General features: G+C 43.4%; 20 protein-coding genes and 1 riboswitch. Of the genes, 8 read left to right on the top strand and 12 right to left on the bottom strand.

All coding sequences use genetic code 11. The annotated features are described in order from the left end of the window. Window positions 1–71: 71 nt before the first annotated feature. Window positions 72–833, bottom strand: a complete 762-nt coding sequence (gene cobA, locus E0F88_RS04710) for a uroporphyrinogen-III C-methyltransferase (RefSeq protein WP_131956968.1) — start codon at window positions 831–833, stop codon at window positions 72–74. Between the two features lie 266 nt (window positions 834–1,099). Between cobA and nirB the strand changes: the two genes are divergently transcribed. The 4 genes from nirB (at window position 1,100) to E0F88_RS04690 (ending at window position 6,187) form a co-directional block, all read left to right on the top strand. Continuing rightward, window positions 1,100–3,631, top strand: coding sequence for a nitrite reductase large subunit NirB (nirB, locus tag E0F88_RS04705; protein ID WP_131956967.1), 2,532 nt, complete (start codon window positions 1,100–1,102; stop codon window positions 3,629–3,631). A gap of 95 nt (window positions 3,632–3,726) precedes the next feature. Further along, a complete protein-coding gene (gene nirD / locus E0F88_RS04700) occupies window positions 3,727–4,080 on the top strand; it encodes a nitrite reductase small subunit NirD (RefSeq protein ID WP_131956966.1) in 354 nt (117 codons plus the stop codon). Between the two features lies 1 nt (window position 4,081). After that, the gene (locus tag E0F88_RS04695) at window positions 4,082–5,512 is read left to right on the top strand and encodes an ATP-binding protein (protein WP_131956965.1); all 1,431 of its coding nucleotides are present in this window, start codon (window positions 4,082–4,084) and stop codon (window positions 5,510–5,512) included. Window positions 5,513–5,524: 12 nt separating this feature from the next. After that, the gene (locus E0F88_RS04690; protein WP_131956964.1) at window positions 5,525–6,187 is read left to right on the top strand and encodes a response regulator transcription factor; all 663 of its coding nucleotides are present in this window, start codon (window positions 5,525–5,527) and stop codon (window positions 6,185–6,187) included. A 42-nt stretch (window positions 6,188–6,229) separates the two neighbouring features. On the opposite strand, the gene E0F88_RS04685 is transcribed toward E0F88_RS04690, so the two are convergent. The 5 genes from E0F88_RS04685 to E0F88_RS04665 form a co-directional block, all read right to left on the bottom strand. Next, window positions 6,230–7,483 (bottom strand): sensor histidine kinase, encoded by a 1,254-nt coding sequence (locus tag E0F88_RS04685; protein ID WP_131956963.1) that lies wholly within the window; start codon window positions 7,481–7,483, stop codon window positions 6,230–6,232. 147 nt (window positions 7,484–7,630) lie between these two features. Next, window positions 7,631–8,659: an LLM class flavin-dependent oxidoreductase gene (locus E0F88_RS04680; RefSeq protein WP_131956962.1), complete on the bottom strand. Its 1,029-nt coding sequence runs from the start codon at window positions 8,657–8,659 to the stop codon at window positions 7,631–7,633. A gap of 209 nt (window positions 8,660–8,868) precedes the next feature. Beyond that, a complete protein-coding gene (locus E0F88_RS04675; protein ID WP_131956961.1) occupies window positions 8,869–9,129 on the bottom strand; it encodes a DUF3072 domain-containing protein in 261 nt (86 codons plus the stop codon). Between the two features lie 59 nt (window positions 9,130–9,188). Continuing rightward, the gene (locus E0F88_RS04670) at window positions 9,189–9,395 is read right to left on the bottom strand and encodes a hypothetical protein (protein WP_131956960.1); all 207 of its coding nucleotides are present in this window, start codon (window positions 9,393–9,395) and stop codon (window positions 9,189–9,191) included. 513 nt (window positions 9,396–9,908) lie between these two features. Continuing rightward, entirely contained in the window at window positions 9,909–10,490 is a 582-nt protein-coding gene (locus E0F88_RS04665; RefSeq protein ID WP_131956959.1) for a Crp/Fnr family transcriptional regulator, read from the bottom strand. 194 nt (window positions 10,491–10,684) lie between these two features. Between E0F88_RS04665 and E0F88_RS04660 the strand changes: the two genes are divergently transcribed. Then, a complete protein-coding gene (locus E0F88_RS04660; protein WP_131956958.1) occupies window positions 10,685–11,752 on the top strand; it encodes an SDR family oxidoreductase in 1,068 nt (355 codons plus the stop codon). Between the two features lie 64 nt (window positions 11,753–11,816). Here E0F88_RS04660 and E0F88_RS04655 read toward each other — a convergent pair whose 3' ends face one another. The 3 genes from E0F88_RS04655 to E0F88_RS04645 form a co-directional block, all read right to left on the bottom strand. Beyond that, entirely contained in the window at window positions 11,817–12,968 is a 1,152-nt protein-coding gene (locus E0F88_RS04655; RefSeq protein WP_131956957.1) for a PepSY-associated TM helix domain-containing protein, read from the bottom strand. After that, complete coding sequence (locus tag E0F88_RS04650; protein WP_131956956.1) at window positions 12,965–15,358, bottom strand: TonB-dependent receptor; 2,394 nt, start codon at window positions 15,356–15,358, stop codon at window positions 12,965–12,967. The genes E0F88_RS04655 and E0F88_RS04650 overlap by 4 nt, the downstream gene beginning before the upstream one ends. Window positions 15,359–15,527: 169 nt before the next feature. Next, window positions 15,528–15,758: riboswitch (cobalamin riboswitch) on the bottom strand. 74 nt (window positions 15,759–15,832) lie between these two features. After that, complete coding sequence (locus E0F88_RS04645) at window positions 15,833–16,738, bottom strand: DNA-processing protein DprA (RefSeq protein ID WP_131956955.1); 906 nt, start codon at window positions 16,736–16,738, stop codon at window positions 15,833–15,835. 136 nt (window positions 16,739–16,874) lie between these two features. On the opposite strand from E0F88_RS04645, the gene E0F88_RS04640 reads away from it, so the two are divergent. From E0F88_RS04640 to E0F88_RS04630, 3 genes are all read left to right on the top strand, one after another. Then, entirely contained in the window at window positions 16,875–17,717 is an 843-nt protein-coding gene (locus E0F88_RS04640; RefSeq protein ID WP_131956954.1) for an N-acetylmuramoyl-L-alanine amidase, read from the top strand. Window positions 17,718–17,784: 67 nt separating this feature from the next. Continuing rightward, entirely contained in the window at window positions 17,785–18,027 is a 243-nt protein-coding gene (locus E0F88_RS04635; RefSeq protein ID WP_131956953.1) for a hypothetical protein, read from the top strand. A 189-nt stretch (window positions 18,028–18,216) separates the two neighbouring features. After that, window positions 18,217–18,966 carry a carboxypeptidase-like regulatory domain-containing protein gene (locus tag E0F88_RS04630; protein ID WP_131956952.1) on the top strand — a complete coding sequence of 250 codons (750 nt, stop codon included), beginning with the start codon at window positions 18,217–18,219 and terminating at the stop codon, window positions 18,964–18,966. Between the two features lie 130 nt (window positions 18,967–19,096). On the opposite strand, the gene E0F88_RS04625 is transcribed toward E0F88_RS04630, so the two are convergent. The 3 genes from E0F88_RS04625 to E0F88_RS04615 all read right to left on the bottom strand — a co-directional run bounded on the left by E0F88_RS04625 (window position 19,097) and on the right by E0F88_RS04615 (window position 23,935). Next, a complete protein-coding gene (locus E0F88_RS04625) occupies window positions 19,097–19,981 on the bottom strand; it encodes a glycoside hydrolase (protein ID WP_131956951.1) in 885 nt (294 codons plus the stop codon). Between the two features lie 102 nt (window positions 19,982–20,083). Next, a complete protein-coding gene (locus E0F88_RS04620) occupies window positions 20,084–22,357 on the bottom strand; it encodes a S9 family peptidase (protein ID WP_131956950.1) in 2,274 nt (757 codons plus the stop codon). A gap of 135 nt (window positions 22,358–22,492) precedes the next feature. Beyond that, the gene (locus E0F88_RS04615) at window positions 22,493–23,935 is read right to left on the bottom strand and encodes a RagB/SusD family nutrient uptake outer membrane protein (protein WP_131956949.1); all 1,443 of its coding nucleotides are present in this window, start codon (window positions 23,933–23,935) and stop codon (window positions 22,493–22,495) included. Between the last annotated feature and the right edge of the window lie 11 nt (window positions 23,936–23,946).

The following is a 23,946-nucleotide window of genomic DNA, read 5'->3' as shown; positions in this document are numbered from 1 at the left end:
AGAAGTTCGCTTTCATTTAATTGTAGGTTAAAAAATTAAAAAGCAGTATTGTGCCTGTCAGGCATTAAAAATCACAGAAGCTCCGGCTGCAGACTGTAAACATATTCCAGTGCATAAGCAGGATGCAGTGCTACAACCTCTCCCAAAATAATAATGGCAGGAGAACCAATGTTGTTTTCCCTCACCAGATGCGGTATTTCCCAAACCTGGCCCATTACACTTTTTTCGTCTGGCCTTGTACCATTTTGTATTACGGCCATCGGAAGATGTGCTCTGCCGAAGCGCTTGTATAAATCACATATTTCGTTCAGCTTGCCGAGTCCCATTAAAACAACTACTGTGGCTTTAGATTGGGCTGCAAGCCGAAGATCTTCCGAAAGCTCACCGTGGCGTGTCGTAGCTGTGATTACCCAGAAGCTTTCACTCACACCTCTTCTTGTGACCGGAATCTCCATGGACTCAGCCACAGCTATGCAGCTTGAAACACCAGGCACGATCTCAACGGTCAGATGATGGTTTCGGGCGTACTCCATTTCTTCATGGCCCCGGCCAAAAACAAAAGCATCACCACCTTTCAGTCTCACGACGTGGCCACGTTTACGGGCTAGCCTGACGATCAGACCATTTATTTCGTCCTGAGAAAAGGATGCATCACCTGCCTTTTTCCCTACATACATCTTCAAAGCATTTTCCGGTGCATAGTTCAACAGGTCAGCATTGGCCAGTTCATCATACAGAACTACATCTGCGGCCTGAAGTGCTTTAATTCCTTTAAGGGTGATAAGATCAGCACTACCGGGGCCTGCGCCAATCAATGTGAGTTTTGCTTCCATTTCTTATATGAATATTGTAAATGTACCATACATAGTAAAACATAACTATATTTAATTGGCGGTTCAAAATTATGATCATTATTTGTAAAAACAAGAGATAAGCCAAAATTTATATTTAAATTTTAATCATATGACAAATAAAAAATTAGGAAATACTAAAAACACGATTTAATTTTGATTCAACAATTACAACAGTATACCTTTAAAATATAAAAATAATACCATAAAATAAATCTGTCATCATAAATATATAGTAAATTATAACTATGAGAGAACAAAATACTACTAATATTATAGTCATTGGCAATGGTATGGTCGGCTACAAATTCTGTGAGAAGTTACTTTCAAAACAGAAAAATGATTTGGTTTTTAGTATTACCGTGTTTGGTGAGGAACCACGCCCCGCCTATGACAGGGTACATCTCAGTGAATTTTTCGCTGGCAAAACGGGTGATGATCTTACCATGGCATCGATGGACTGGTATAGTAAAAACGGAATCAGATTGTTCCTTTCCGATCCTGTGGTTGACATTAACCGGCAGGAAAAGCTGGTAAGATCTCACCATGGACATATAGTTCATTATGACTATTTAATTATGGCGACCGGCTCCGGCGCATTTGTTCCTTCAATTCCGGGAGTGGAAAAGGACGGCGTATTTGTTTACCGGACAATCGAAGACCTTGAACTGATTCAGTCTTATGCCAGAAAGGCAAAAAACGGAGCGGTTTTAGGCGGCGGTTTGTTAGGCCTGGAAGCAGCCAAGGCTTTGCTGGACCTGGGCTTACAGCAGGCCCATGTCGTCGAATTCGCCCCCCGGCTCATGCCCAGACAAATTGATGATGCGGGCTCAAAAATGCTGCAAAACCAGCTGGAAGGCCTTGGTCTAAACATCCATCTCTTGAAAAGTACACAGGAAATTAAAGGTGGAGATACCATTGAAGGCATGCAGTTTGCGGACGGCTCTTTTTTGGAGGTGGACATGCTGGTAATCTCAGCAGGTATTCGCCCGCGTGACGAACTTGCAAAAATCGCCGGACTGGAAACTCATCCGCGGGGCGGCATCGTGGTTGACAACATGCTAACGACATCCGATCCAAACATATTTGCCATCGGAGAATGTGCACTTGCCCATCACATGATCTACGGCCTGATCGCACCAGGTTATGAAATGGCAGAAGTTGTCGCCACCTACCTGACCGGCGGAACAAAGGAATTTCTTCCTTTCGACATGTCTACGAAATTAAAGCTGATAGGAACCGACGTAGCCAGCTTTGGTGATCCTTTTATAGAGGAACCAGCCTGTAAAACCATCCGCTACGAAAATAAAGCGAAAGGAGTATACAAAAGAATAAATGTTTCCATAGATGGGAAAGAGCTGCTGGGAGGAATTCTGGTGGGTGATGCAGAGCAATACAACATGCTGCTACAAACCTGCAAAAGCAAAACGATTCTGCCGCCAGACAGCGAAGACCTGATCCTGGGATCACGGGGAGGCGAGGAAGCATCAGCAGCAACATCCGTGGGGGGGGTCATGAGCCTTCCGGACGATGCGCTGATATGCTCCTGTGAGGCTGTCACAAAGGGCATGATCTGCCAGGAAGTATCTGAAAATGGCCATACCACCATTGATGCAATTAAAAAATGCTGTAAAGCCGGAACCGGCTGTGGAGGCTGTCTTCCTATGGTGAAAGACATCATTCAGGGCGTGTTAAAGCAAAACGGCGTTTATGTAAAAAATATAATCTGTGAGCATTTTGATTATTCACGGCAGGAACTTCTGGATCTGGTGAAAATCAATGGGATCAGAACCTACAACGGGGTTTTGAACCATTTTGGTCATGGCGATGGCTGTGAGGTTTGTAAACCTTTGGTTGGCTCCCTTCTGGCCAGTCTCTGGAACGAAAATATCCTGCAGAAAGACCGTGCGCCTATCCAGGATTCAAATGACCGCTATCTGGCAAATATTCAAAAAGGAGGAACCTACTCGGTTGTTCCAAGGATACCCGGCGGAGAAATTACACCTGAAAAACTGATCGTGATCGGCCAGGTCGCTCAGCGCTACGGCCTTTACACAAAAATTACCGGTGGTCAGCGAATAGATCTTTTTGGCGCGCACTTAAATGACCTTCCTGCAATATGGGAACAGCTTATCGCAGTTGGTTTTGAAAGCGGACATGCGTATGGCAAATCACTAAGGACCGTAAAAAGCTGCGTAGGTTCTACCTGGTGCCGGTTTGGGGTTCAGGATTCGGTATCATTTGCCATTGAGGTGGAAGACCGCTACAAAGGTCTGCGATCTCCACACAAATTAAAATCAGCAGTATCCGGCTGCGTTCGTGAGTGCGCGGAGGCACAAAGCAAGGATTTTGGAATTATCGCCACCGAAAAAGGCTGGAATCTATATGTCTGCGGAAATGGAGGCTCCAAACCTCAGCACGCCCAGCTTATTGCTACGGATGTCGACAAGGAAACCTGCATTAGGCTAATTGACAGATTTTTAATGTTTTACATCAAAACAGCAGATCCATTAACCCGCACCGCTACCTGGTTAAATAAGATGGAAGGCGGAATCAATTACCTCAAGGCGGTTGTAGTAGACGACGTACTGGGTATCGGCGAAGAACTGGAAAAAAACATGCAGGCGCTGATTGAGGTGTACAAATGCGAGTGGAAAGAAGTGGTCGAAAGCCCTGAACTGCGCAAACGGTTTTCTCATTTTGTCAATGCACCGATCAAAGATCCGAATATAGAATTTGAGACGATGCGTGATCAGAAAAAAGCAAAAGAGTGGGTTTAAGGGGCATGGGGATCTGATTTGGGCCCCGGGCTTAGGGAGTGGTGTATTCGTTTGGGAAATATTAACAATTAATCCGGGCTTTGCCCTTTAAGTTTATGGAACCAGTTAAAAATACAAAAGACAGAATCGTTTGGCATAAGGCGTGTCATGTAGAAGATATTCCCGAAGACGGTGGAGGCTGTGCGCTGATTGAAGGAAAACAAATCGCTATCTTTAACTTTGCCAGAAGAGGCGAATGGTTTGCAACCGACAACCAGTGCCCGCACAGACAACAAATGGCTGTGGCACGCGGCATGATCGGCAGCCAGGACGGAGAACCCAAAGTAGCCTGTCCGTTTCATAAAAAAACATTTTCATTACAAACCGGGCAATGTCTCAATGACGATGCTTACCGGATTAATACCTTCCCGGTAATGGTCAGGGAAAACCAGGTTTATGTAGGATTATAGCATGACAGAAAAAGTTGAAAAACGTGTCGCCGGAAGTCTTACCCGCTTTTATGTGGTAGCGCTGTTCATTGTTGCCATGCTGACGCTGGGCGGATTGTATCTGATCCGAAAAACGATCATGAGCCTGAACTATGACGGACGCGTTGTGAATGTAGCAGGCAGGCAGCGGATGCTGAGCCAGCGGCTTGCCAAACTTGCTATCCTTAAAACCGGTAAAATCGCTTACAGGGATTCAGCTGATTTTGACTCACTGCTGACAGTCTGGAAGGAAAGCAACCAGCAGCTTGCAACCAGAAAGCTCATGGTTGGAAGTGATATAGTGACCTGGAAAAGCGGCCCGCTTGATGAAATGTTTGCCAGACTAGAACCGGTTTTTAACACAATTTATCAGGGATTAAATAAGATAAACGATGATAATCTGTCACTTTCTGAAAAAAAACAGGCACTTGATATTGTTTTGCAAAATGAGCCTGTATTTCTGAATATCATGAATGACATCGTTTTTCAGTTTGACAAGGAAAGTTTTGCACGTCTTAAAAACCTGGAACGGATAGAGTGGATTCTGGATATCATGACGATCCTGGTACTTTTTGCAGAAGGTCTCCTTATTTTCCGCCCCGTAGTCAACACAACCCGGCGGGCAGTAAGGCTATTGACTGAATCCGAAGACGCTCTATTAAAAGCTAACCGTGACCTGGAAAGATCCAATAGCGAGTTGATCCGTGTTCAGAAAGATATTTTAAGGATTGAGGAAGAAAAATATCAATTGCAGCTCGCAGAAGACCGGATAAGGGCTTCTGCTTTAATTGAGGGACAAGAAGAAGAGAGAAGACGTTTTGCACGTGAACTTCACGATGGGATCGGGCAAATGCTGACGGGACTAAAACTCCACGCAGAAAAATTGGGACAGACCCAGTTTACCGACGAAAAGCAGCGGGAACGTTTTAATCAACTGGTCAGACTGATACAGGATACAATTCAGACAACGAGACAAATTTCTTACAATCTGATGCCGTCTGTGTTAAGCGATTTCGGAATAAGTGCAGCACTAAATCTGCTTTGTCAGCAAACTTCGCAGGCTTCCGGTTTGAAGATAAATTTTCAGGGAATTGAAAAACGGATTGCTTTGAGTCAGGCGATAGAAATCGGACTTTACCGGATTGCACAGGAAGCGCTGAACAATGTAGTAAAGCATGCCGGAGCTGAAAATGTAAATATTAGGTTAGAGCAAAATAAAAATTCCATCATTTTACAGATTGAAGATGACGGCAAAGGCTTTTTAATTCGTAATTTGAAAAATAAAGAAGGTTCCTTTCTTACGCAGAACGGCATTGACAATATCAGGACCAGAACGCAGCTGCTTGACGGCAGCATGGAAATACTTTCAGAACCTGATCACGGAACCACACTCGAAGTAAAAATTTTTGTATAAAAAAAACCAATAATGCCCATACGTTTATTGATCGTTGACGACCACTCGGTGGTAAGACAAGGCATCATTTCCCTTCTCGAAGACGAAGAAGACATCATCATTGCCGGTGAAGCCTCAGATGGGGACCAGGTTGCTGAAATGATTGAAAAAGTGGATCCTGACCTGGTTTTACTTGATTTAACTATGCCAAATATGTCCGGTATCGAGGTTCTGAAACACATCTTGCCTCAATATCCGAAGGTGAACACGCTCGTATTCAGCATGCATAACAATACGGATTATATTCTGTCGTCTGCGCAAAACGGAGCGAGTGGTTATCTGCTAAAAGATACAGGACGTGAAGAGATTCTCAGTGCGATCAGAAGCATTTACCGCGGTGAGCTTTATTTCCACCCTGCCGCCTCATCGGTGATTATAAAAAATCTATTTAAGCAAATAAATAGAATTCCTGAACCGAAACCAGAAGCAACTGACTCAGAAGCAGGCACAGTTTGGAAAGCTATTTCACCAAGAGAACAACAGATTTTAAAGTGCCTGACAGAAGGGATGAGCAGTAAGGAAATCGCAGACAAATTTGAGATCAGTGTGAATACCGTTGCGAATCAAAGGGCAAGTATTATGAGAAAGCTAAATGTGAAAAATACAGCAGAACTGATCAGTTTGACTTTAAAATAGTATTACTTTTAAATTAGCTATCTTAATTTTTCAAATCCTGGGTCAAGCGGTTTTGCGATTAACCGGCAGGATTAACGAAAACGACGTTCCCTCTCCGGGATCTGACTGTGCAGAAATATTACCATTGTGATTACGAATAATCTTACGACAGTAAGCCAGCCCGATACCAGCACCTTCGAGAATCTGGTCAGAGGGCAGTTTTGAGAAGATGTCAAATATTTTTTCCAGCTGGGCCTTTTCAATTCCCACACCATTATCTTCTACCCTAATTTCGGTAAATTTCAGGTCAAAATCAGGTGGCAACAAATGATCAATCTGCTGTTTTTCTGGTTGATGTGCACTTATTTTGATCGTTAACGGAGTTTCGTTCTTTGAAAACCGTATCGCATTACTCACCAAATGATAAAAAAGCTGCTCCATTTGAAGACGAACAGCGAAAATTGTTGGTAGTATTTCAGCATTTAGAACAGTTCCCTTTTCTTTGAGCTTAGCATCCAGTTGCTTTATCACATCTGAAACAATATCATTGAGATCCACAGATTCAAAATTTGTCTCATTGTTTAATTCAGAAAAATCTGACAGATCCTGAATCATCATCGAAAACCGCTGAGCACTGGAATTGATTTTTTCAGCTGCTGCTTTAATTCTTGATGGATCGTTTTTTTCAGCCGCACCAATAAGCATACTGCTGAACACCCTTATCTTTCGAAGCGGCTCCTGCAGATTATGGTTTGAAATATACTGATACTGACGGTTTTCATCTTTGGAGTCCGTCAGTTGCCTGCTAAGCTCTTTAACGGCAAAATGACTACGCTCCATTAAATCAATACTTTGCAAGTGAAACGATATCAGTTCGGCAAACAAATTGAACATGCCGATTGTTTCTGTGTTGTTTAATGAAGCAGGTTTTGGATCAATTGCGCAAAGGGTTCCAAAAAACTCACCTGTTTTCAAAACGATCGGAACGGAGATATAACTTTGAAACCCATACATCAACGGCGTGTGGTGATTATAATATTCAGGACTTTCTGCGACATGATCAATCACAACAGGCCGCCCATAATCCCTGATCTGGTCACAAATAGTGGTTTTTATCTCCAGTTCCCCTCCATCCTTTAAACCAAAATCGATTTCATCACGCACACTGCAGGCAATCCAACGATCCTCAGTCACCCTGGCAATTGCAGCAAAACCCATCCCGGTTGTACGACAAATCACTTCAAGCATTGTCGAGATTATCGGGATCAGCTTAATTTTTTCAATATCTGCGGCTAAACTCTGATCGGAATATTTCATCTTTTGTGCATGTTCAGGAAATTAACGACTAACAGGTATCAATTCCAGCATTTTAATATGTCTCTGAAATGCAGCCATGTTGTGATGCAATCAAAAATCGCGCCGAGGCAATTTAAAAATACTAAAATTTATTTAAGGCACGCCCGATCAGACCCGCGCAGCATTAATTTCCTGCAAAATTTGAGAAAACAATCTGTATGATTCAACCCGGGCCGTATGATCAAAAATATGTGAAGTAGCCATCACTTCATCCACCTGCGTCTGGTCAAGAAATGTACTGATTTTCTGTTTCAGTTTCTCCTTACCACCAATAAACGAGTACGAGAGCATCTGATTCACGGCATATTCTTCCTGCATAGACCAGATATTTTCCATACTTTCCACAGGGGGTTGTAACAGTTTTCGACTTCCGGTAACCACGCCCATAAAAAATTGAAGAACAGACGTAGAAAGATAAGCGGCTTTGTCATCCGTATCAGCAGCTACCACGTTAACACAAGCCATCACATAAGGTTTATCTAAATATTGGGAAGGCCTGAAATTTTTACGATAAAGCTTTATTGCTTCCTTAAAATAGGTTGGTGCAAAATGACTGGCAAATGCGTAAGGAAGTCCCATTGCAGCAGCCAGGTGTGCACTGTCGGGACTTGATCCAAGTACCCAGATTGGGACATCCAAACCTTCACCAGGAATAGCCCGAACTTTGCTGCCACTATTGTCTTCTGAAAAAAACTGCTGAAGCTTTTGAATATCTTCCGGAAAATTATGCGCGGCATTAAAATTCTCACCGCGGATTGCTCTGGCTGTTACCTGATCTGTTCCCGGAGCACGTCCTAGTCCCAGATCAATTCGTCCCGGATAAAGTGATGCCAGCGTTCCGAATTGCTCTGCTACCACCAGCGGTGAATGATTGGGAAGCATGATCCCGCCGGAGCCGACTCGAATCGTTGAGGTTCCGCCGGCAATGTGGCCTATCAAGATCGCTGTGGCCGAACTTGCCACACTGATCATGTTGTGATGCTCTGCAAACCAGTAACGTGTATACCCAAATCTTTCTGCCTGCCTGGCCAGATCCAGACTTGTAACAAATGTGTCTGCGGGTGTTTTTCCTTCAATCACTGTGGCCAGATCCAAAACGGAATAAACCACGTTTTTTTTTATATTATCGGTACTCATTTGTTCAAATGTTCAGATTCAATGCAGACTTCCCGATCACAAAAAGCGGGGGCTATTACTGCATTGATTTTTAACGCAGGCAGTGTTAAACAGGTTCAGCGTAGCTAAACATTTTAGAATATTGTGTTTGGCCAAAACATAAATAACAAAAAACGGCAACCCGAAACTAATAATCGTTTCGGGTTGCCGTTACAGAATTTTTCTAATATTTAACTTTCCAGTCCGCGGCCGGTCTTGTGCTGTAGCTCATCAATACGCTTGGAAGCATTTGCCTTACTGAGTGTTTCATCAAACTCCTCCCCTGCTTCATCGGAGAGCGTTTTAAGATACGACTTCTGCGCGCCGGTCATCGGTTCATCTCCTGTTGTCCATTCATCAGGATCTTTAACCGTGTTAGACCCTTTTATTTGCTGATTATCGCCGGAAGTATTACCATCTTCCTGATACGATTCTTCTTTTTGATCGATCATTATATGTGTATTTATTTTGATCTGGTCAATAAAAAAACTGAGCCAGTAAAATCAGGTTATTACAAATAATTTCCCATTGCCACTCCCATTCTACCAATTGAAAGATTGTACATGAACCGTACCGCAACCTTCCTGTCCTGCTTCCTTTCTTTCGGACTTGCAGTAATTCCAATTGTAAGCAAGTCGTTCACTTTTAAAAAATTATATTGAAATGGCCGTTCGGATTCACGAAAAGGATATCCCTCATTTAAGCCTTTTGTGAGCATAAATTTTTATCATAAATCGCTTCCAAGTCGCTCATTAAAGAATCCTGAACTCCCGGAAGTTCATGGAAAACAAAGACGTACGAATGAAGTGATCTGGGAAACAACACTTCCTTAGGCTGATATTCATTGAAGAAATCGCCGGGATAAGAATGGTAGTCCGGGAGCACCTCCATACCTTCGGCATATATCTTATAATAGTACCCAGGAGGTTTGTAGCCTAAATTGTGTGTTGAAAAGGCCTCCTGAACAGTAGAAGGAAACTTCTATTTTTCTTTGGCAAAAATAAATAATACCGGCTCATTTTCAGTTGAGTTATATTGAATAAATGAAAAAAGAGCAATAAGAAAAATTAAGTTAATTTGCTTCATAAATTCCATAGTAGATATTTTGAACACCAGTTTTAATAGTGTAAAAGCCAGCAAAAGTTATATCTAACGTTGGAAAAACATTATTCACTTCACTTTACAAAACATCATCCTGCAACCTCAAACAAATTCGATACAACAAACCAGGCTACTTCCGCACAGCCAGATTTTTCTTAATACGGCTCAGCGTTTCGGGTGCAATTCCCAGATAAGAGGCGATCAGATTTTGCGGAATGCGTTCGATAATCTTCGGGTTTGATTCAGCTAGCTGCACGTATTTTTCCTCAGCACTGTGTGTGATCGAGCTTATCAACCGGCGCTCCTTGGTAACCAGACTGTTCTGATAAAGTATACGAAAATATCTGTCCATGATCGGGACAGTCAGTGTTAATGCCTCGTAATCCGCACGTGAGATCATCAGCAATTCCGAATCTTCAATAGCATCCAGATTTAGCACAGCTGGCTCTCCAGTTAAAAAGCTGTTCAGATCAGACAGCCACCAGCCTTCCCAGCCAAAAACACTCATGTGCTCGTCGCCCTTGTCATCTACATTGTAAGAACGTAAAAGTCCTTTTGCTACAAAAGCCATTTGTTTACAAACATCGCCCTCCTGTAACAGATACTGCCGCTTTCTTAATTTTTTCGAGACAAAAAAAGTTTTAATTTTTTCTTTATCGTCGTCGTTAAGCGAGACTTTTTCCTGAATGTGGCTAAAAAGGATATCAAACATGAGCGAATTATTCTTTCGAATAGTAAAGGTAAATTTTTCAAAGGAATAACATTCCATGCAACCGAGAACACTTGATGCAGATCAAGTGCATTAGTTGACCCAGGTCAAGGGCAGGCAATTTTTGACTGAATACCTTTGTATCGAAATCGAAAGCAAACTTTTGAACCAAGATTTTCTAAATAATAAAAATAAATATGTCAAATATCGCATTGGTAGTAGGTGCCACCGGAATCACCGGAAGCAATCTCGCCGAAAAACTTATCGCAAAAGGATGGAATACGTATGGACTTTCGCGTAATCCTAATTCAGAAATATCTGGCTTAAAATCTATTTCCGCTGACCTGCTTAATTTGGAAGATCTTTCAGTAAAACTCCGGGATATTGAGCCAACCCATGTATTCTTTACCAGCTGGATGCGCAATGATACAGAGGCGGAAAATATTCGCGTCAACAGCGCCATGGTTCGTAACTTACTAAACGCACTTTCGTCTAAAAAATCGGTTCAGCATGTTGCACTGGTAACAGGGTTGAAACATTACCTGGGACCTTTTGAAGCATATGCAAAAGCTGGAACTTTACCCGAAACGCCTGTTCGTGAAGAGCATCCGAGACTGGACGTCGAAAACTTCTATTATGCTCAGGAAGACGAAGTTTATGCAGCAGCGGATCATGATGGTTTTACCTGGAGCATTCACAGGCCACATTCGGTGATTGGCAAGGCAGTGGGTAACATGATGAACATGGGCACCACGTTAGCGGTTTATGCGACGATTTGTAAAGAAACAGGCAGGCCATTTCATTTCCCGGGTTCGGCTGCACAGTGGAACGGCTTATCAGATGTGACAGACGCGCAGTTACTGGCCGAGCACATGATCTGGGCAGCCACCACGAAAGCTGCACACAATGAGGCATTTAACGTTGCCAATGGAGATGTGTTCCGCTGGAACTGGCTTTGGAAGCAGATTGCTGCATCGTTTGATGTTGAGCACACTGGCTTTGATGGTGTTATTCATTCACTCGAAAAAGAGATGGAAGGCGATGCACCGATCTGGAAGGAAATTGCTGCAAAATACAACCTGAAAGAATCTGATATAAATCGCCTTGCTTCTGCCTGGCACACCGACCTGGACCTGGGCCGCCCACTGGAAGTAATGACTGATATGTCAAAAAGCCGTAAAATTGGATTTACAGGTTATCAGGATACCCGCGATTCTTTTTTCAATTTATTTGAAAAGCTGAGGTCAGAAAATCTGATTCCTTAAAAAAATTGACAGTTAGAGAGTGTAATAACCTGCCTCTTTAACTGTCAGCTTTTTTATAGAAACTTCAACCCTTCACTTTTATTTTTTTCAAAATCACCCGGTTATACCAGATCCCAAACCCACTAAAATAAAGCACACCGGGAGCCAGCCCGAGAAACAGCCAGACGACCCGTGTAAAGTGTCCGCCGAAAGTGCCAAAATGCAGCGGGAACATGCTTTCAGTGAGTTTTACACCGGCCGGTAAGTCGTCCCAGAACCGTACCCTAATTACCTTGCCGGTATACCGGTGCAGATAAACAAAGGTATCTCCTATCCTGCCCAGGTCGCCTTTTGAAAGTTTCCGCATTGAAAAATTCTCCTGTGGTTTTTGCGGAAAACGAAGCAATGAATTTTCTGCATCAGGTGCTGCCTTACCGGCATTTTGGTATACCAGCTCATAGGAAGCATCAGCAACTGTAGAATCGGTTTCGGCAAGTTTTGGACTGGGAATGGTGTGCGCTGTTCCGGTGATCCAGGCTGAGATGGAATTGTATTGCTCCTTGAATGGAAAGTAGGCACCTGTAACCGCTACCAAAACCAGCAGTAAGGCACTATACAGACCGAGCAATTTGTGCAGATCATAGTTTTTGCCTTTCCAGGAAGCATTTTTATTGTAGGTAAAACCTTTTTTTATCCTGCCCGCTCCGGGCCACCAGATCAACAGTCCGGAAAGACAGATTACTGCAAAAAGAAGTCCGAAGATTCCGTTCACGATCCGGCCATTCTTCCCGCCCAATAAATCGGCATGCAGATCATATATCCACTGAAAAAAGCTGTTTGAAAAATCTTCCTGTCCCAGAATTTTCCCACGATACTGATCCACATAAATCTGTACACGGCCTCCGCCGGCAGGCACACACCGAAAATTCCAGGCCGCCGTTTTGCCACCATACATAGCCACACTTTGCAGGTTATCGCCCGGGTGATATGCCTGCACGAGTGCGTAAAGTGTGTCAAGAGAAACCGTGTTTTCTAGTGGAACAACCCCGGAGATTTCAGAAATCATGGCTTTTTCAATTTCAGGCTTGTAGACAATCAAACTGCCTGTAAAACTGACAACTGTGATAATCAATCCCAATATCAGTCCGGCATACAAATGGAACAAAAACAACCACCGGCGCAACATTGTGCGGCGGGGCTGTTTCCACAATAAAGTAAGCGGTTTTAACCAGCTCATAGAATGACAGATAAGGCAAGGTTGATCGTTCTGGGTGTACCCGGACGAATTAAAAAGCGGCTGTTGGCACCTTCATAGTATTTTTCGTTCAGCAGATTTTTGCCATTCAGCGCAATACGGTATGCTTTATGCTGATAAAAAAGTGAGGCTTCGAAACGTTTGTAGCCAGGCAAAGCGAATGTATTGGCAAGATCACCCAGGCGTTTGTCAACATAAAAATAACCACCGCCAAAGCCAAACCCTTTTAGTGCAGCAGATTGGATCGTGTAGGTCGCCCAGAAAGAGGCTGTATGATAAGGGACATTGGCAAGTCGGGTATCCACAGGATAACGCGTATCATTGATTTCACTTACCCGGGCATCGGTATATGCATAGGAAGCAATCGTGCGAAGACCTCGGATGGGCTCACCGGCGATGTCAATTTCGATACCTTTACTTTGCTGCTGCCCGATCTGGATTTGAAAACCGGTATGATCCGGATCCGGAGTGGGCATATTATTTCTTGACAAACGGTACAGAGCAGCGGAAGCTGAAAGCCTGTTCCCAAACAGCTGCGTTTTGATTCCTGCTTCAAGCTGATCTGATTCAATCGGTTTGAAAAGCGCACCATCAAAGGTACTGCCGCTCTCCGGCACAAAAGACTGGCTGTAACTTCCGTACAGCGAAATGGCTTCAATTGGCTGCACGACTAACCCTACACGCGGAGTGAAAGCCCTATCCTTCAACACGGTAGGTTTCGAAGTGATGTTATTAAAATTATCGCTGTTTAGCCAATCCATCCGAAAGCCGGCAAGAAGGTGGATCCGGTCAAAGAACGAAATCTGATCCTGGGCGTAAAGTGCGGCAATACGCAGGTCTTCTGTCAAATCGGTACTGGCGGTCATGACCAGATTTTCATCCAGTCTTTGTTTGTAAACAGGTGTAAGCATATTGGTGGAAGTATAATCCACTCCCTTTACAAACCTTTTGTTGTCATACCAGCTTCGCTCTGCACCTGCAAGAAGCGTTTGTGTTATAAAACCTGTTTTGATTTTACCGGCAACTTCTGCATTTACAAAAGTGAATTTCATATCTGAATCCCAGTCAGCGATTCGGCGGCCTAAGGTTACGTTGTCTTTGGCAAGTGATTTAAGTTCGGTATAAAGCCGGTTCTCATGCAGATCGTGACGTCTCAGCGAACTCCGCACCTGCCAGTTAGAATTGAAACGGTGCTGAAAAGTATAACCAAAATTGGTGTCCTTATATTTGCCATAAGCAAAAGGTTCAGACAAAAATAGCGAACGGCTCACATCAGCCGGGCGATCTCCAACTGCAACCACGCCGGGATCAAAGGTTTGTCTGTTTTTGTAAAATTCCCCTTCAAGTGTAATGGTTGCTTTACTCGAAATATCGTAAGTAAGTACCGGCGCAATATGCAGTGCATTACTTTTTACCTGATCACGAAAACTGCCTGCATCTTCATACTGCGCATTCAAACGGTAACGAAGCGAACCGGATTTATTTACCGGACCGGTAAAATCGGTTTGCGCCTGGTAAAATCCATAACTGCCAACGCGAATCATCGCTCCGTAACGGGCAACACTCAGCGCAGGTTTCGTAACAATATTGACGACTCCTCCCGGCTCAACTGCACCATAAAGCACAGAAGCCGGCCCTTTTAAAAATTCAACGCGCTCCATGTTTCCTACCGGAGGCAACCCGAATTTGGGAAAGCGAATGCCATTTCTGAAATAATTTCTGGAATTGGTAAGAGAAAAACCTCTAGCAACAAAAATATCATAAAGATTGAAACCATCTGTCCGGCTGGTAACTCCGCTGACATTACGCAGGGCCTCGTTTAGCCTCGTTACCTGCTGGTCTTCCAAAAGCTGGCGGCTCACTACCTGCACCGAAACCGGCAGCTGATGTGCAGAGACATCCATACGGCTGCCTGCTGAAACATATTCCGATTGGTAACTGATTGCCGATGAGCCGGTGATATCAACCTGAGGAAGTCCGAGAGACTGTTCCCGAAGTGTTATTTTAAGTTCTTCATTGCCTGCTCCATTAATTTTCAACTCACGCTCTGCAGGTACAAATCCAAGATAACTGATCAACAATACGTAATCGCCTTTTCCTATGCTGTTTATCTGAAATAATCCGCCTGAACCCGTTTGACCTGCTATTGATGTGCCTCGAAGTCTGACGGATGCTCCTGCAAGGACACCTCCAGATTCATCCGAAACGATTACATTTACCGCGGCTGTCTGCGCACATAAAGTCTGTGAAACGAAGAAAAAGGTTATGAAGAAAAACTTTGTTTTCGCTAAAAAATCGGTTTTAAAAAAAAATGAAAACCTGATTTTCAGAACATCCAGACGGTTCTGACTAATTGAATAAATTTGAAGCATACTTTTAACCTGGGTTAGATGAGTTAAAAGTTCCGGTTTTACCAGATGCTTACGAAAAAACAGACAGGAAAAGAACAGAACAAGTATCCGGTTCGGACACGACGATCCATGTACTCAAAAGAATACACAAAAACTACCCAGGGCCTGACTTGCTTTTTACGCGAAAGCATCATCAACTAAGAAAAAGGCAGGTATCCTGACTTGTAACTTTTATTCTAATGAAAAAATTTTGCCTAATTAATAATTGAAGTAGTGCGACTTATTCGCCAATTCTATCATTCAATCATTCAAAATTCCAACATTGAAATAACCGCTACTTACAGTTGCGCGACAGTCCGTGATTTACACACGGTTCCCTATTGCTCACGATCAAACGTGAACCTTTTCCAGTGGAGAAGTAAAACAAAGAACTTGATTAAGGCTGCAAAAGTAGGTTATTATTTATCAGGAAAACGAAATCGGTTTTTATTTTAATCAAAATGGCGAAGCGGAAATTTTCGATTTAAGTAAATCAATATCTTTCGAATCGGTTAAAGCCACTGCCAACGAATTTTGGATTAGATGCTGATTACCTTGCGTTTTCCCGGTTGAATTATCCTGCCGAACGTGATCAGATGCTGCAAGTATTCTGTTGTAATTTCGTGCGTATTTTACTGTGTGCATCGTCCCTCCTTTAATCCCTGTCTCAACAACGATAACAGCCTCGGATAAACCAGCCTGAATACGATCCCGCTCTACAAAGTACCTGGGTTTGGCCTTTTGACCAAAAAGATATTCAGAAAGCAGTAGTCCGGATTGGTCTAAAATTTTCTCTGCCAGCAATCTGTTTTCCTGAACCGCGATCTGATCTATTCCAAAAGCCAAAACGGCTACCGTATAACCTGATTCATTCAAACATCCCAAATGCGCCGCGGTATCACAGCCAGGTGCCAGACCACTGACCACGTTAAATCCGGATTTGCCAAAGGACTCACCAAGCGCAAAAGCAATTTCCCGGCCCTGCTCGCCCGGCTTTCTTGTTCCGATGATCGCTACCGGTTTTTTAAAATTGATATCGTCATAATTTCCTTTCGCACTCAACATCAGCGGCGGATCGTCCGTGGTTCTCAAAAGTTTCGGATATTGCCCGTCAAAATAGCTGATCAGTTTTATTCCTGCCGTCATTGATTTTTCATAAACCTCTTCTGCCCGGCAGAAGGCGGTTTCAAAGTCAGATTTATTTAATGTGTTTGATAAAAGGTCGGATTGCTCAATGAATTCCACAAGTTCAGCTTCCGTAACAATCTGATCTGCAATCATGTTCAGTAACGCAAATGATGTTTTCCGGCTGATAGAAGGAAGACAGATAACTTTTAAAATAATCGCTTTATTTATTTCCATTGATATGCGGACGCTGACTTGATTATACTGCAAAAGAGAAAATGAATTTTAATTTTTGAGCGGGAAAGAATTGTGCCTTGTGATACATTTGATTTAAATTTGAAATTACTAAGCTACACCCCTATCACTCTTCTTTATGCGCTTTTTGTTATTTATCAGAAAAGGTCTGCCACTTTGCCTGCTGTTACTCATCAGTTTGACAACGTTTCACTGCAAGACTCCAAAATATGCAAAAACGGATAAAGTCTATAAAAACCTGGCGAAAGATTTTGCTAAAACAATACAGGCAGCTCCGCCGCAAAGCCAAACCATAGATTCTCTTTCCGCCGACCAGCAATATTGGGTGGGAACTGTAAACATGGGAATAAGAAGACCCAACTTTGTGATCATTCATCATACCGCGCAGGATTCTACCGCTCAGACATTAAAAACATTTACCATCACTAAAACCCAGGTAAGCGCACATTATGTGATTGGGCGGGACGGAAAGGTATATCAGATGGTCAACGATTATCTCAGGGCGCAGCATGCCGGCGAGTCGAAATGGGGAAACAGCACTGATCTTAATTCTTCCTCAATTGGCATAGAACTGGATAATAATGGTTTTGAGCCTTTCTCAGACATACAAATTGAAAACCTGTGTGCGCTGCTTGAAACACTGAAAAGAAAATATAAAATACCAACAGCCAATTTCATTGGTCACGCGGATATTGCTCCTACCCGCAAGCCGGATCCAAGCAATTTTCCGTGGCAGATTCTTGCGCAAAAGGGATATGGTTTATGGTATGACCCCATCATGGAAACACCTCCGATGGAGCTTGACTCTGCTTCCGCGCTGAGGATAATCGGCTATGACATCAGGAAAATGGATGCGGCTATTATTGCTTTCAAACGACACTTTATCCAAAACGACATCACGCCTGTGCTGACCGTGTGGGATAAAACAGTTCTTAATAATTTGTACAAAAAATATCTCTAATCAGCTTCGTTTAGCGTACTTTCGCTATTACGCAGAACAGAACAACCTGTTCCGGCGCTACTCAGCAATGGAAGATTCATTTTTACTTGACGTTAACTACAAAGGAGAAATACGCGAATTCGAAGGGCAGCTGGTTTTACAAGGTTATCTGCACAAAATCCAGATCGATGTCGATGGACTGATCATTACTTTCGAACCTGATGAGGAACGAAATTACCGGGCAGTCGCAGATCCGAATGAAGGCGTAAAAGTAGATAAAGAGTTAATACCTGCTATTGCTCAAAGGCTGGAATCGCTGCTAAAAAAGTAGGTAATCAAATAATTATAACTCCCATTACATCATTGTCAGATCCTTCCCCAGATTAATAAAATCTTTAAAATGTTTTATTTAACTTAATTTATGTTAAATAAAATACAGAATACCAGCAGAAATTTAATCGTCTGCTATAATTGCTTAGCTTCGAAACTTCGCTTGTAGTGACTACCTTGTTTCTGATTTATGAGAAAGATCCTGCCGCTTTTAATATTGCTGAGTTCATCAAATCTTCTGGCCCAATCTATAAGAAACGGATCGGTGACAGATAAGGTTACGCATGCTGCGATAGGCTCTGCCTATGTGCAGAATCATTCCCAGAAGCGAACGGTTGTAAGCTCATTAGCCGGCCTCTTTCAAATTAATGCATCGACGGGCGATACCCTGGTCATTTCATGTGTAGGTTATAAAACCCGGCAATTTATTGTTCCTGAAAGTGGCTATTCATTAGTCATTGAGTTGGTACAGGAGATAAAAACACTGGAAGAAGTCCTCGTCATCGGATGGAGCGAAAGCCGTTTTAAACGCGAATTTCTTCAGGCAGAAGTCCCGCCAAAAGTCATTGTGCCCATTGCACTCCCTCCTATGGGAATACAGATGGGAAACGTCGGCCGTATGGGACACGATTATGCGACACTGGCTCCGAAAATGACGCTTAAAGGACCGATTTCTATGGTTTACGACAGATTTAGCCGTGAAGCAAAAAACAGACGCAGTGTACAAAAGCAGAAGGTTGTAGAAGACAGGCGGGCTCAATACCGCATGCGAATGGACACGACATGGATTTCACGGGTGACGGATTTGAAAGGAGTCCGGTTAGATTCATTTATGAAATTTTGCCGGTTAGAAGAAAAGTTTGTTTTATCTGCCGACGAATATGAGCTTACAGTTGCAATCCGTGGATGTCTGAAGGATTTCCTTGCAATGAACGAATAGCCCAAATATCAACGATTGGTCTTAAAATTATTAAACAAAAAAAGACGAAGAGAAAATAACTTCCCCTCCGTCTTATTTACCAAATCTTTCAACGCTTACATCATAGCACCCCTGCTTTCTTGTTCCTGATTCAGTTATAAAGAGTCCCATAAACGTCAGCGGGAATTCGCTCCGACCTATAAACTTTTTCCAACAGACCGTAAAGTACCGGATCATAGTTTTTCAGATCATTCGGACCTTTCAGCACATGCTGATTCCCATCATCAAAGGGGAAATTAGAACCAAACCACCACTGACTTCCTTCGGCCCAATACTCCTCTTTGGTATTGATGGCATACTGTCCTTTGTACATCCCACTGGCTCTGGCTGCCTCGTAAGCCTTACCAATTTCTGCATAAAACTCCGGGTCAACTGTGCGAATAGCACCCATGATATTGTGGCTGAATTCGTGGACAAGAATATTTTCACCATAATAACGCGTTGATGGATATCCCAGAAGATTTTCCTCCGCACAAGAGGTAAGCGTACCTCCCATTCCGCGTGCCCTGCCGTTCCAGTAGGTTCTGTCATCCATACTGCCGATTCCGCCTGGTTTGTCATATTTATCGCGTTCACCGGGTGTAAGTCTGCGGTCATCGCGTGCCGGTTTTTTCCAGTTTCTTCGTTCCGGCAAATCCATCTCTCCTTCCGCAAAAGCAATAATCAGTACCCTTGCTCCCTTTTGCACCAGGCTTTCCCTGATATCGGTTCTTTTTGCCAGCATGTAATTGACAATATCGCGTGCTACCAGCAAGGCGTCGTCAGGTGTTTTGTCCGATGACAAAATCGGGATTCCCTGCGCATCACAGTATTTCCGGTAAAAACTCGTATCTGCTTTCAGAGATTCAGGAGGAGCTGAGATGGTGTAATCTGCATAACTCTGTATCAGAGCATCGTTTCTTACCACCTGACCGTACAAACAGCCACTGGCAAGCAGCGAAATGCAAAGCGGGTTTAAGATATTTTTGATAGACATCTGTTGTGGGCTTTAGTGTAACTTTATTTCTGATATTCAAACGACTATCATGTCTGATCGGGCTGTGGGCTACCTGTTGCAGACATGATAGTTGTTTTAAAGTTAAAAAACAGGCTTTTGACCTTCCCATGTCGGCGGGTTAACACCAAGAAGATTTTTAACAAAGAAGTCGCGGCGTTTATGTTCCCCGTATTCTCCTCCCGAAGAGTGCCCAAGTCCCGGAACAACAATCAGTTCATGTTCTTTTTTTGCTTTGATCAGGGCATTAACAACCTGGAAAGTCGAAGCAGGATCCACGTTGTCATCAAGCTCTCCAACGATGAGCATCAGTTTTCCCTGTAATCTGTAAGCATTGTCTACGTTTGAAGATGCTGCATACTGCGGCCCGATCGGATAACCCATCCACTGCTCGTTCCACCACATTTTGTCCATGCGGTTGTCGTGACATCCGCAGGAAGATACGGCGACCTTGTAGAATTCAGGATGGAACAGAACTGCACCGGCCGAACTTTGACCACCTGCCGAAGTTCCGTAAACACCCACTTTTTCCAGGTCCATATAAGGATATTTCTGTGCTGCTGTTTTCATCCAGGCAATCCGGTCGGGAAAACCTGCGTCTTTCAGGTTCTGATAACATACATCGTGAAATGCCTTTGAGCGGTTGGAGGTACCCATGCCGTCTATCTGCACAACGATAAAGCCCAGTTCAGCCAGCTGCATAAGCCGTGAAGGATCGGAGCTGAATGTTTTAGGAACAAACGAGCTTTGAGGACCTGCATAGATCTGTTCGATAACCGGGTATTTTTTCGCCGGATCAAAATTCATTGGTCTTACGATAATTCCCCAGATATCTGTTTGTCCGTCACGTCCTTTTGCCTGAAAAACCTCAGGCTGACGCCACCCTGCTGCAAGCAGTTCAGAAATGTCCGCTTTTTCAATTTCAGAAATTACTTTGCCCTCGGCATTTCTCACTACGGTTACCGGCGGACTGTCAATTCTTGAATACGTATCGACAAACACAGAATAGTCATTTGAAAAAGTCGCCTGATGGTTTCCGTTCTCCGTTGTCAGCGCTTTAAAACCGGTTCCGTCAAAATTCACCGAGTAATACTGAATAAAATAAGGATCCTGACCGTTTTCCTTACCACTTCCAGCCAGAATGATTTTCTTTTTTGCCTCGTCAACGTGAACAACGTTTCTAACCAGCCAGTTGCCTTTTGTAATCTGATTTTTAACTTTCCCGGTTTGTCCGTCATACAAATACAAATGATTCCAGCCGTCTCTTTCCGACGCCCAGATAATTTCCTTTCCGTCGGCTACATCGCTGCGGTAACGTTTTCCGCTGTAATCGATAAAGGTTTTACTTTCTTCCTTAATAATTACGCTTGACTGGCCTGTTGCAGCATCCATTGAAATCACCTCATATAGCTGATGTCCGCGCTGATTGTATTCAAAAGTAAAAGCCCGGCTGTCCTTTCTCCATGCCATTTGGTTGATACCGTATTGTTCGGGAATCATCGTTGCCGGAACAGGAAATGCTTTTTGCTGCTCAACAACAAATAACACGGGTTGATTTTGCGGCAAAGCGTCACCCGGTTTCAGATAGTTTCGTGTCTGCAAAACGGGCTGAAGCTGGTCCTCCGGAGAAGACTGCAATAGGTAAAGCGTGCGATCCTTATTGGGACGTGTTTTATTCGAAACAAGCTTTTTTGAATCAGGAGACCACATGATTCTTGCTGAATAATATTCACCCGGAGAACCGTCAAAACTTAATTGTTTTTCCTCCTTTTCCCTTCCCTCTTGATATACGTAGACGTTGTAATTTTTGATATAAGCATTCCATTTACCATCTGGTGACTTTGTTTTTTGTCCGGCTGTCTCACTTTCACCTCTACCCCAATACCTGCGAAGACCTGCCGCAGCATCAAACTTCCCCTTGTCAAACAGTGTGGCTGAGCCTAAATGAAAGTTCCAGCGTTTTTCAAAGGCTACAAATTTAAGCGAATCTCCGTTTTTGGAAAGTTCAAAATCTGAAAATGGTAAACTATCTGCTTTCACCGTTTTACCGGCTTTTTCAGCAAGCTGCGTTGCCAGTTTCTGCTGATCGAAGGCAGACTGCTTTTTTACTGCGGAAGCAGAAACATCGGCAGAGACAAACGTTTTACCCTGTTTGGTTTGAGCCCAGTAAATAAACTTACTGTTTCCTTCCGCCCAAACGACTTTACCCGGATTGTTATAAATCTTATTTCCAATCTTTAAAGGAAGGTCGTTTGCCCTTTTGTAGTCTTCGGCCGTGCCCTGTGCAAGCAGTGAACCGTGCAAGCCCAGACACGCCAGCAGGGCGCATCCAAAATTTTTAGTGGTTAAAAGTTTCATTTCTTAAGGTTAAGGATGATGGTTAAAAGATCATAGCAGCACCAGGAAAATAAGCCCTGATGCTGCCATTGTTAATTTTTCTTATTTGTAAGTCCTCATTTTTATTTAAAAATCAGGTTCAGGAAAAATCCTGCATTAAGGCTGATAAATACCTTCGTAAGGATTTTGATCCGCAGTAACCAGACTTTTATTACTGTTGAACTCAGTCGTCGGAAGCTGCAAGATGAATCTCCACGAACGGGCCGGAAGTGAAACAATAGCCGGGTGATCTCCTGAACGGGTAAATCCTTTTCCGGTTCTGATCATATCAAACCAGGCCATTCCCTCCGAATAAAGCTCTTTTCTTCTTTCAAGCAAAATCTGTTCGATATAGGCATTTCCACTCGCAACTGAGCGGGTGGCTTTACGTGCATCCTGCAATTGCCAAAGCACTTCTTTTGATTCGGTTTCTTTACCAGACCTGGCCAGTGCTTCTGCTTCTATCAGGTACATTTCTGCTGAACGCATCATGACAACATCACCATAGAAATCGTCCTGAGCTTCGCGGAACTTGTTTGAAGTCCAAAGGCCATGGTCTGTTCTGAACCAGAACTGGTTTCTTACATCGTCTTTTTCAAACAGATCTTTAAATTTATCATTTACATAAAGAAAATCAAAAGTCCATCTTGTTCCTCTTGTCTGGTTAGCCCAAAGCGTGAAAGGCGATCCGTTTCCAAAATTCTGGGTAGAAGACTGGTGAACGCCCCACATCCATTCTCCAAGTGCCCAGTCGTTAAAACCGGACTGGAATTGAGTCTGATTCATCAAAGGAAAACCAACTTTCGCAGCTTTTGCAACCGCGGCTGCATTGGTCCAATCTTCCATCGTCAGATACACTTCTGCAAGTATTCCCTGCGCAACAGATTTATTAACCTGGCTTTTATAGGCTCTGCTGTAGGGTCCAAGTATGTCAATGGCTGCCTTCAAATCAGTGACGATATTGGCATAAACAACAGATACTTTTTCGCGTGGTTTACCTTCCGTCGTTCCTCCAACCGAATAGTACGGAACACCCGGCATATCCTTGGCGATCGCATAAGTTTGCTGGTAGGCACGAATCAAATTGAAATAAGACCACCCCCTGATTGCCATTGCCTGTCCTCTGATCGCATCTTTCTGAGCCGCGTTTCCTTCTGCTTTGTCAATGTTGTCCAGAATGATGTTGACGTTATTGATGATCGTGTAATAATACGACCACAATTGGCCCGTCAGGGCACCATCTGCACGGCTAACATTACTATTATGAGCATAATAAATCTGCATTTGCCCCATCGAGTTGCGGACAATCAGATCCTGACCCATGATGTCAAATCCGTTGTTGAATTGAAGAACTGATCCGTATTCGATGTCTGTGCTTCTAAGACGCATGTAATTGTAAACACCGTTGATGGCGTTCTGAGCACCGCCAACCGTTCTGAACAATAGTTCATCTGAAATGGAAGTGGAAGGTCCGGTTTCCAGGAAATCGCTCTCACAACCAGCTGAGAAAACTGCCAGCATGGCTGCTAATGAGCATGTAAAAATCTTTTTAAACTTCATGTCTTTAATAT

The sequence above is a fragment of the Dyadobacter psychrotolerans genome, assembly GCF_004349265.1.
Classification (GTDB): domain Bacteria; phylum Bacteroidota; class Bacteroidia; order Cytophagales; family Spirosomataceae; genus Dyadobacter; species Dyadobacter psychrotolerans.
This window is presented reverse-complemented; position numbering and strand designations above follow the sequence as displayed.

Coding starts and splice junctions, on each gene's coding strand:
- E0F88_RS04615 (WP_131956949.1), bottom strand. CDS start 23,935: ATGAAGTTTAAAAAGATTTTTACATGCTCATTAGCAGCCATGCTGGCA.
- nirB (WP_131956967.1), top strand. CDS start 1,100: ATGAGAGAACAAAATACTACTAATATTATAGTCATTGGCAATGGTATG.
- E0F88_RS04685 (WP_131956963.1), bottom strand. CDS start 7,483: ATGAAATATTCCGATCAGAGTTTAGCCGCAGATATTGAAAAAATTAAG.
- E0F88_RS04670 (WP_131956960.1), bottom strand. CDS start 9,395: ATGCTCACAAAAGGCTTAAATGAGGGATATCCTTTTCGTGAATCCGAA.
- E0F88_RS04630 (WP_131956952.1), top strand. CDS start 18,217: ATGAGAAAGATCCTGCCGCTTTTAATATTGCTGAGTTCATCAAATCTT.
- E0F88_RS04690 (WP_131956964.1), top strand. CDS start 5,525: ATGCCCATACGTTTATTGATCGTTGACGACCACTCGGTGGTAAGACAA.
- E0F88_RS04620 (WP_131956950.1), bottom strand. CDS start 22,357: ATGAAACTTTTAACCACTAAAAATTTTGGATGCGCCCTGCTGGCGTGT.
- E0F88_RS04695 (WP_131956965.1), top strand. CDS start 4,082: ATGACAGAAAAAGTTGAAAAACGTGTCGCCGGAAGTCTTACCCGCTTT.
- cobA (WP_131956968.1), bottom strand. CDS start 833: ATGGAAGCAAAACTCACATTGATTGGCGCAGGCCCCGGTAGTGCTGAT.
- E0F88_RS04650 (WP_131956956.1), bottom strand. CDS start 15,358: ATGCTTCAAATTTATTCAATTAGTCAGAACCGTCTGGATGTTCTGAAA.
- E0F88_RS04625 (WP_131956951.1), bottom strand. CDS start 19,981: ATGTCTATCAAAAATATCTTAAACCCGCTTTGCATTTCGCTGCTTGCC.
- nirD (WP_131956966.1), top strand. CDS start 3,727: ATGGAACCAGTTAAAAATACAAAAGACAGAATCGTTTGGCATAAGGCG.
- E0F88_RS04635 (WP_131956953.1), top strand. CDS start 17,785: ATGGAAGATTCATTTTTACTTGACGTTAACTACAAAGGAGAAATACGC.
- E0F88_RS04645 (WP_131956955.1), bottom strand. CDS start 16,738: ATGGAAATAAATAAAGCGATTATTTTAAAAGTTATCTGTCTTCCTTCT.
- E0F88_RS04640 (WP_131956954.1), top strand. CDS start 16,875: ATGCGCTTTTTGTTATTTATCAGAAAAGGTCTGCCACTTTGCCTGCTG.
- E0F88_RS04660 (WP_131956958.1), top strand. CDS start 10,685: ATGTCAAATATCGCATTGGTAGTAGGTGCCACCGGAATCACCGGAAGC.
- E0F88_RS04665 (WP_131956959.1), bottom strand. CDS start 10,490: ATGTTTGATATCCTTTTTAGCCACATTCAGGAAAAAGTCTCGCTTAAC.
- E0F88_RS04655 (WP_131956957.1), bottom strand. CDS start 12,968: ATGAGCTGGTTAAAACCGCTTACTTTATTGTGGAAACAGCCCCGCCGC.
- E0F88_RS04675 (WP_131956961.1), bottom strand. CDS start 9,129: ATGATCGATCAAAAAGAAGAATCGTATCAGGAAGATGGTAATACTTCC.
- E0F88_RS04680 (WP_131956962.1), bottom strand. CDS start 8,659: ATGAGTACCGATAATATAAAAAAAAACGTGGTTTATTCCGTTTTGGAT.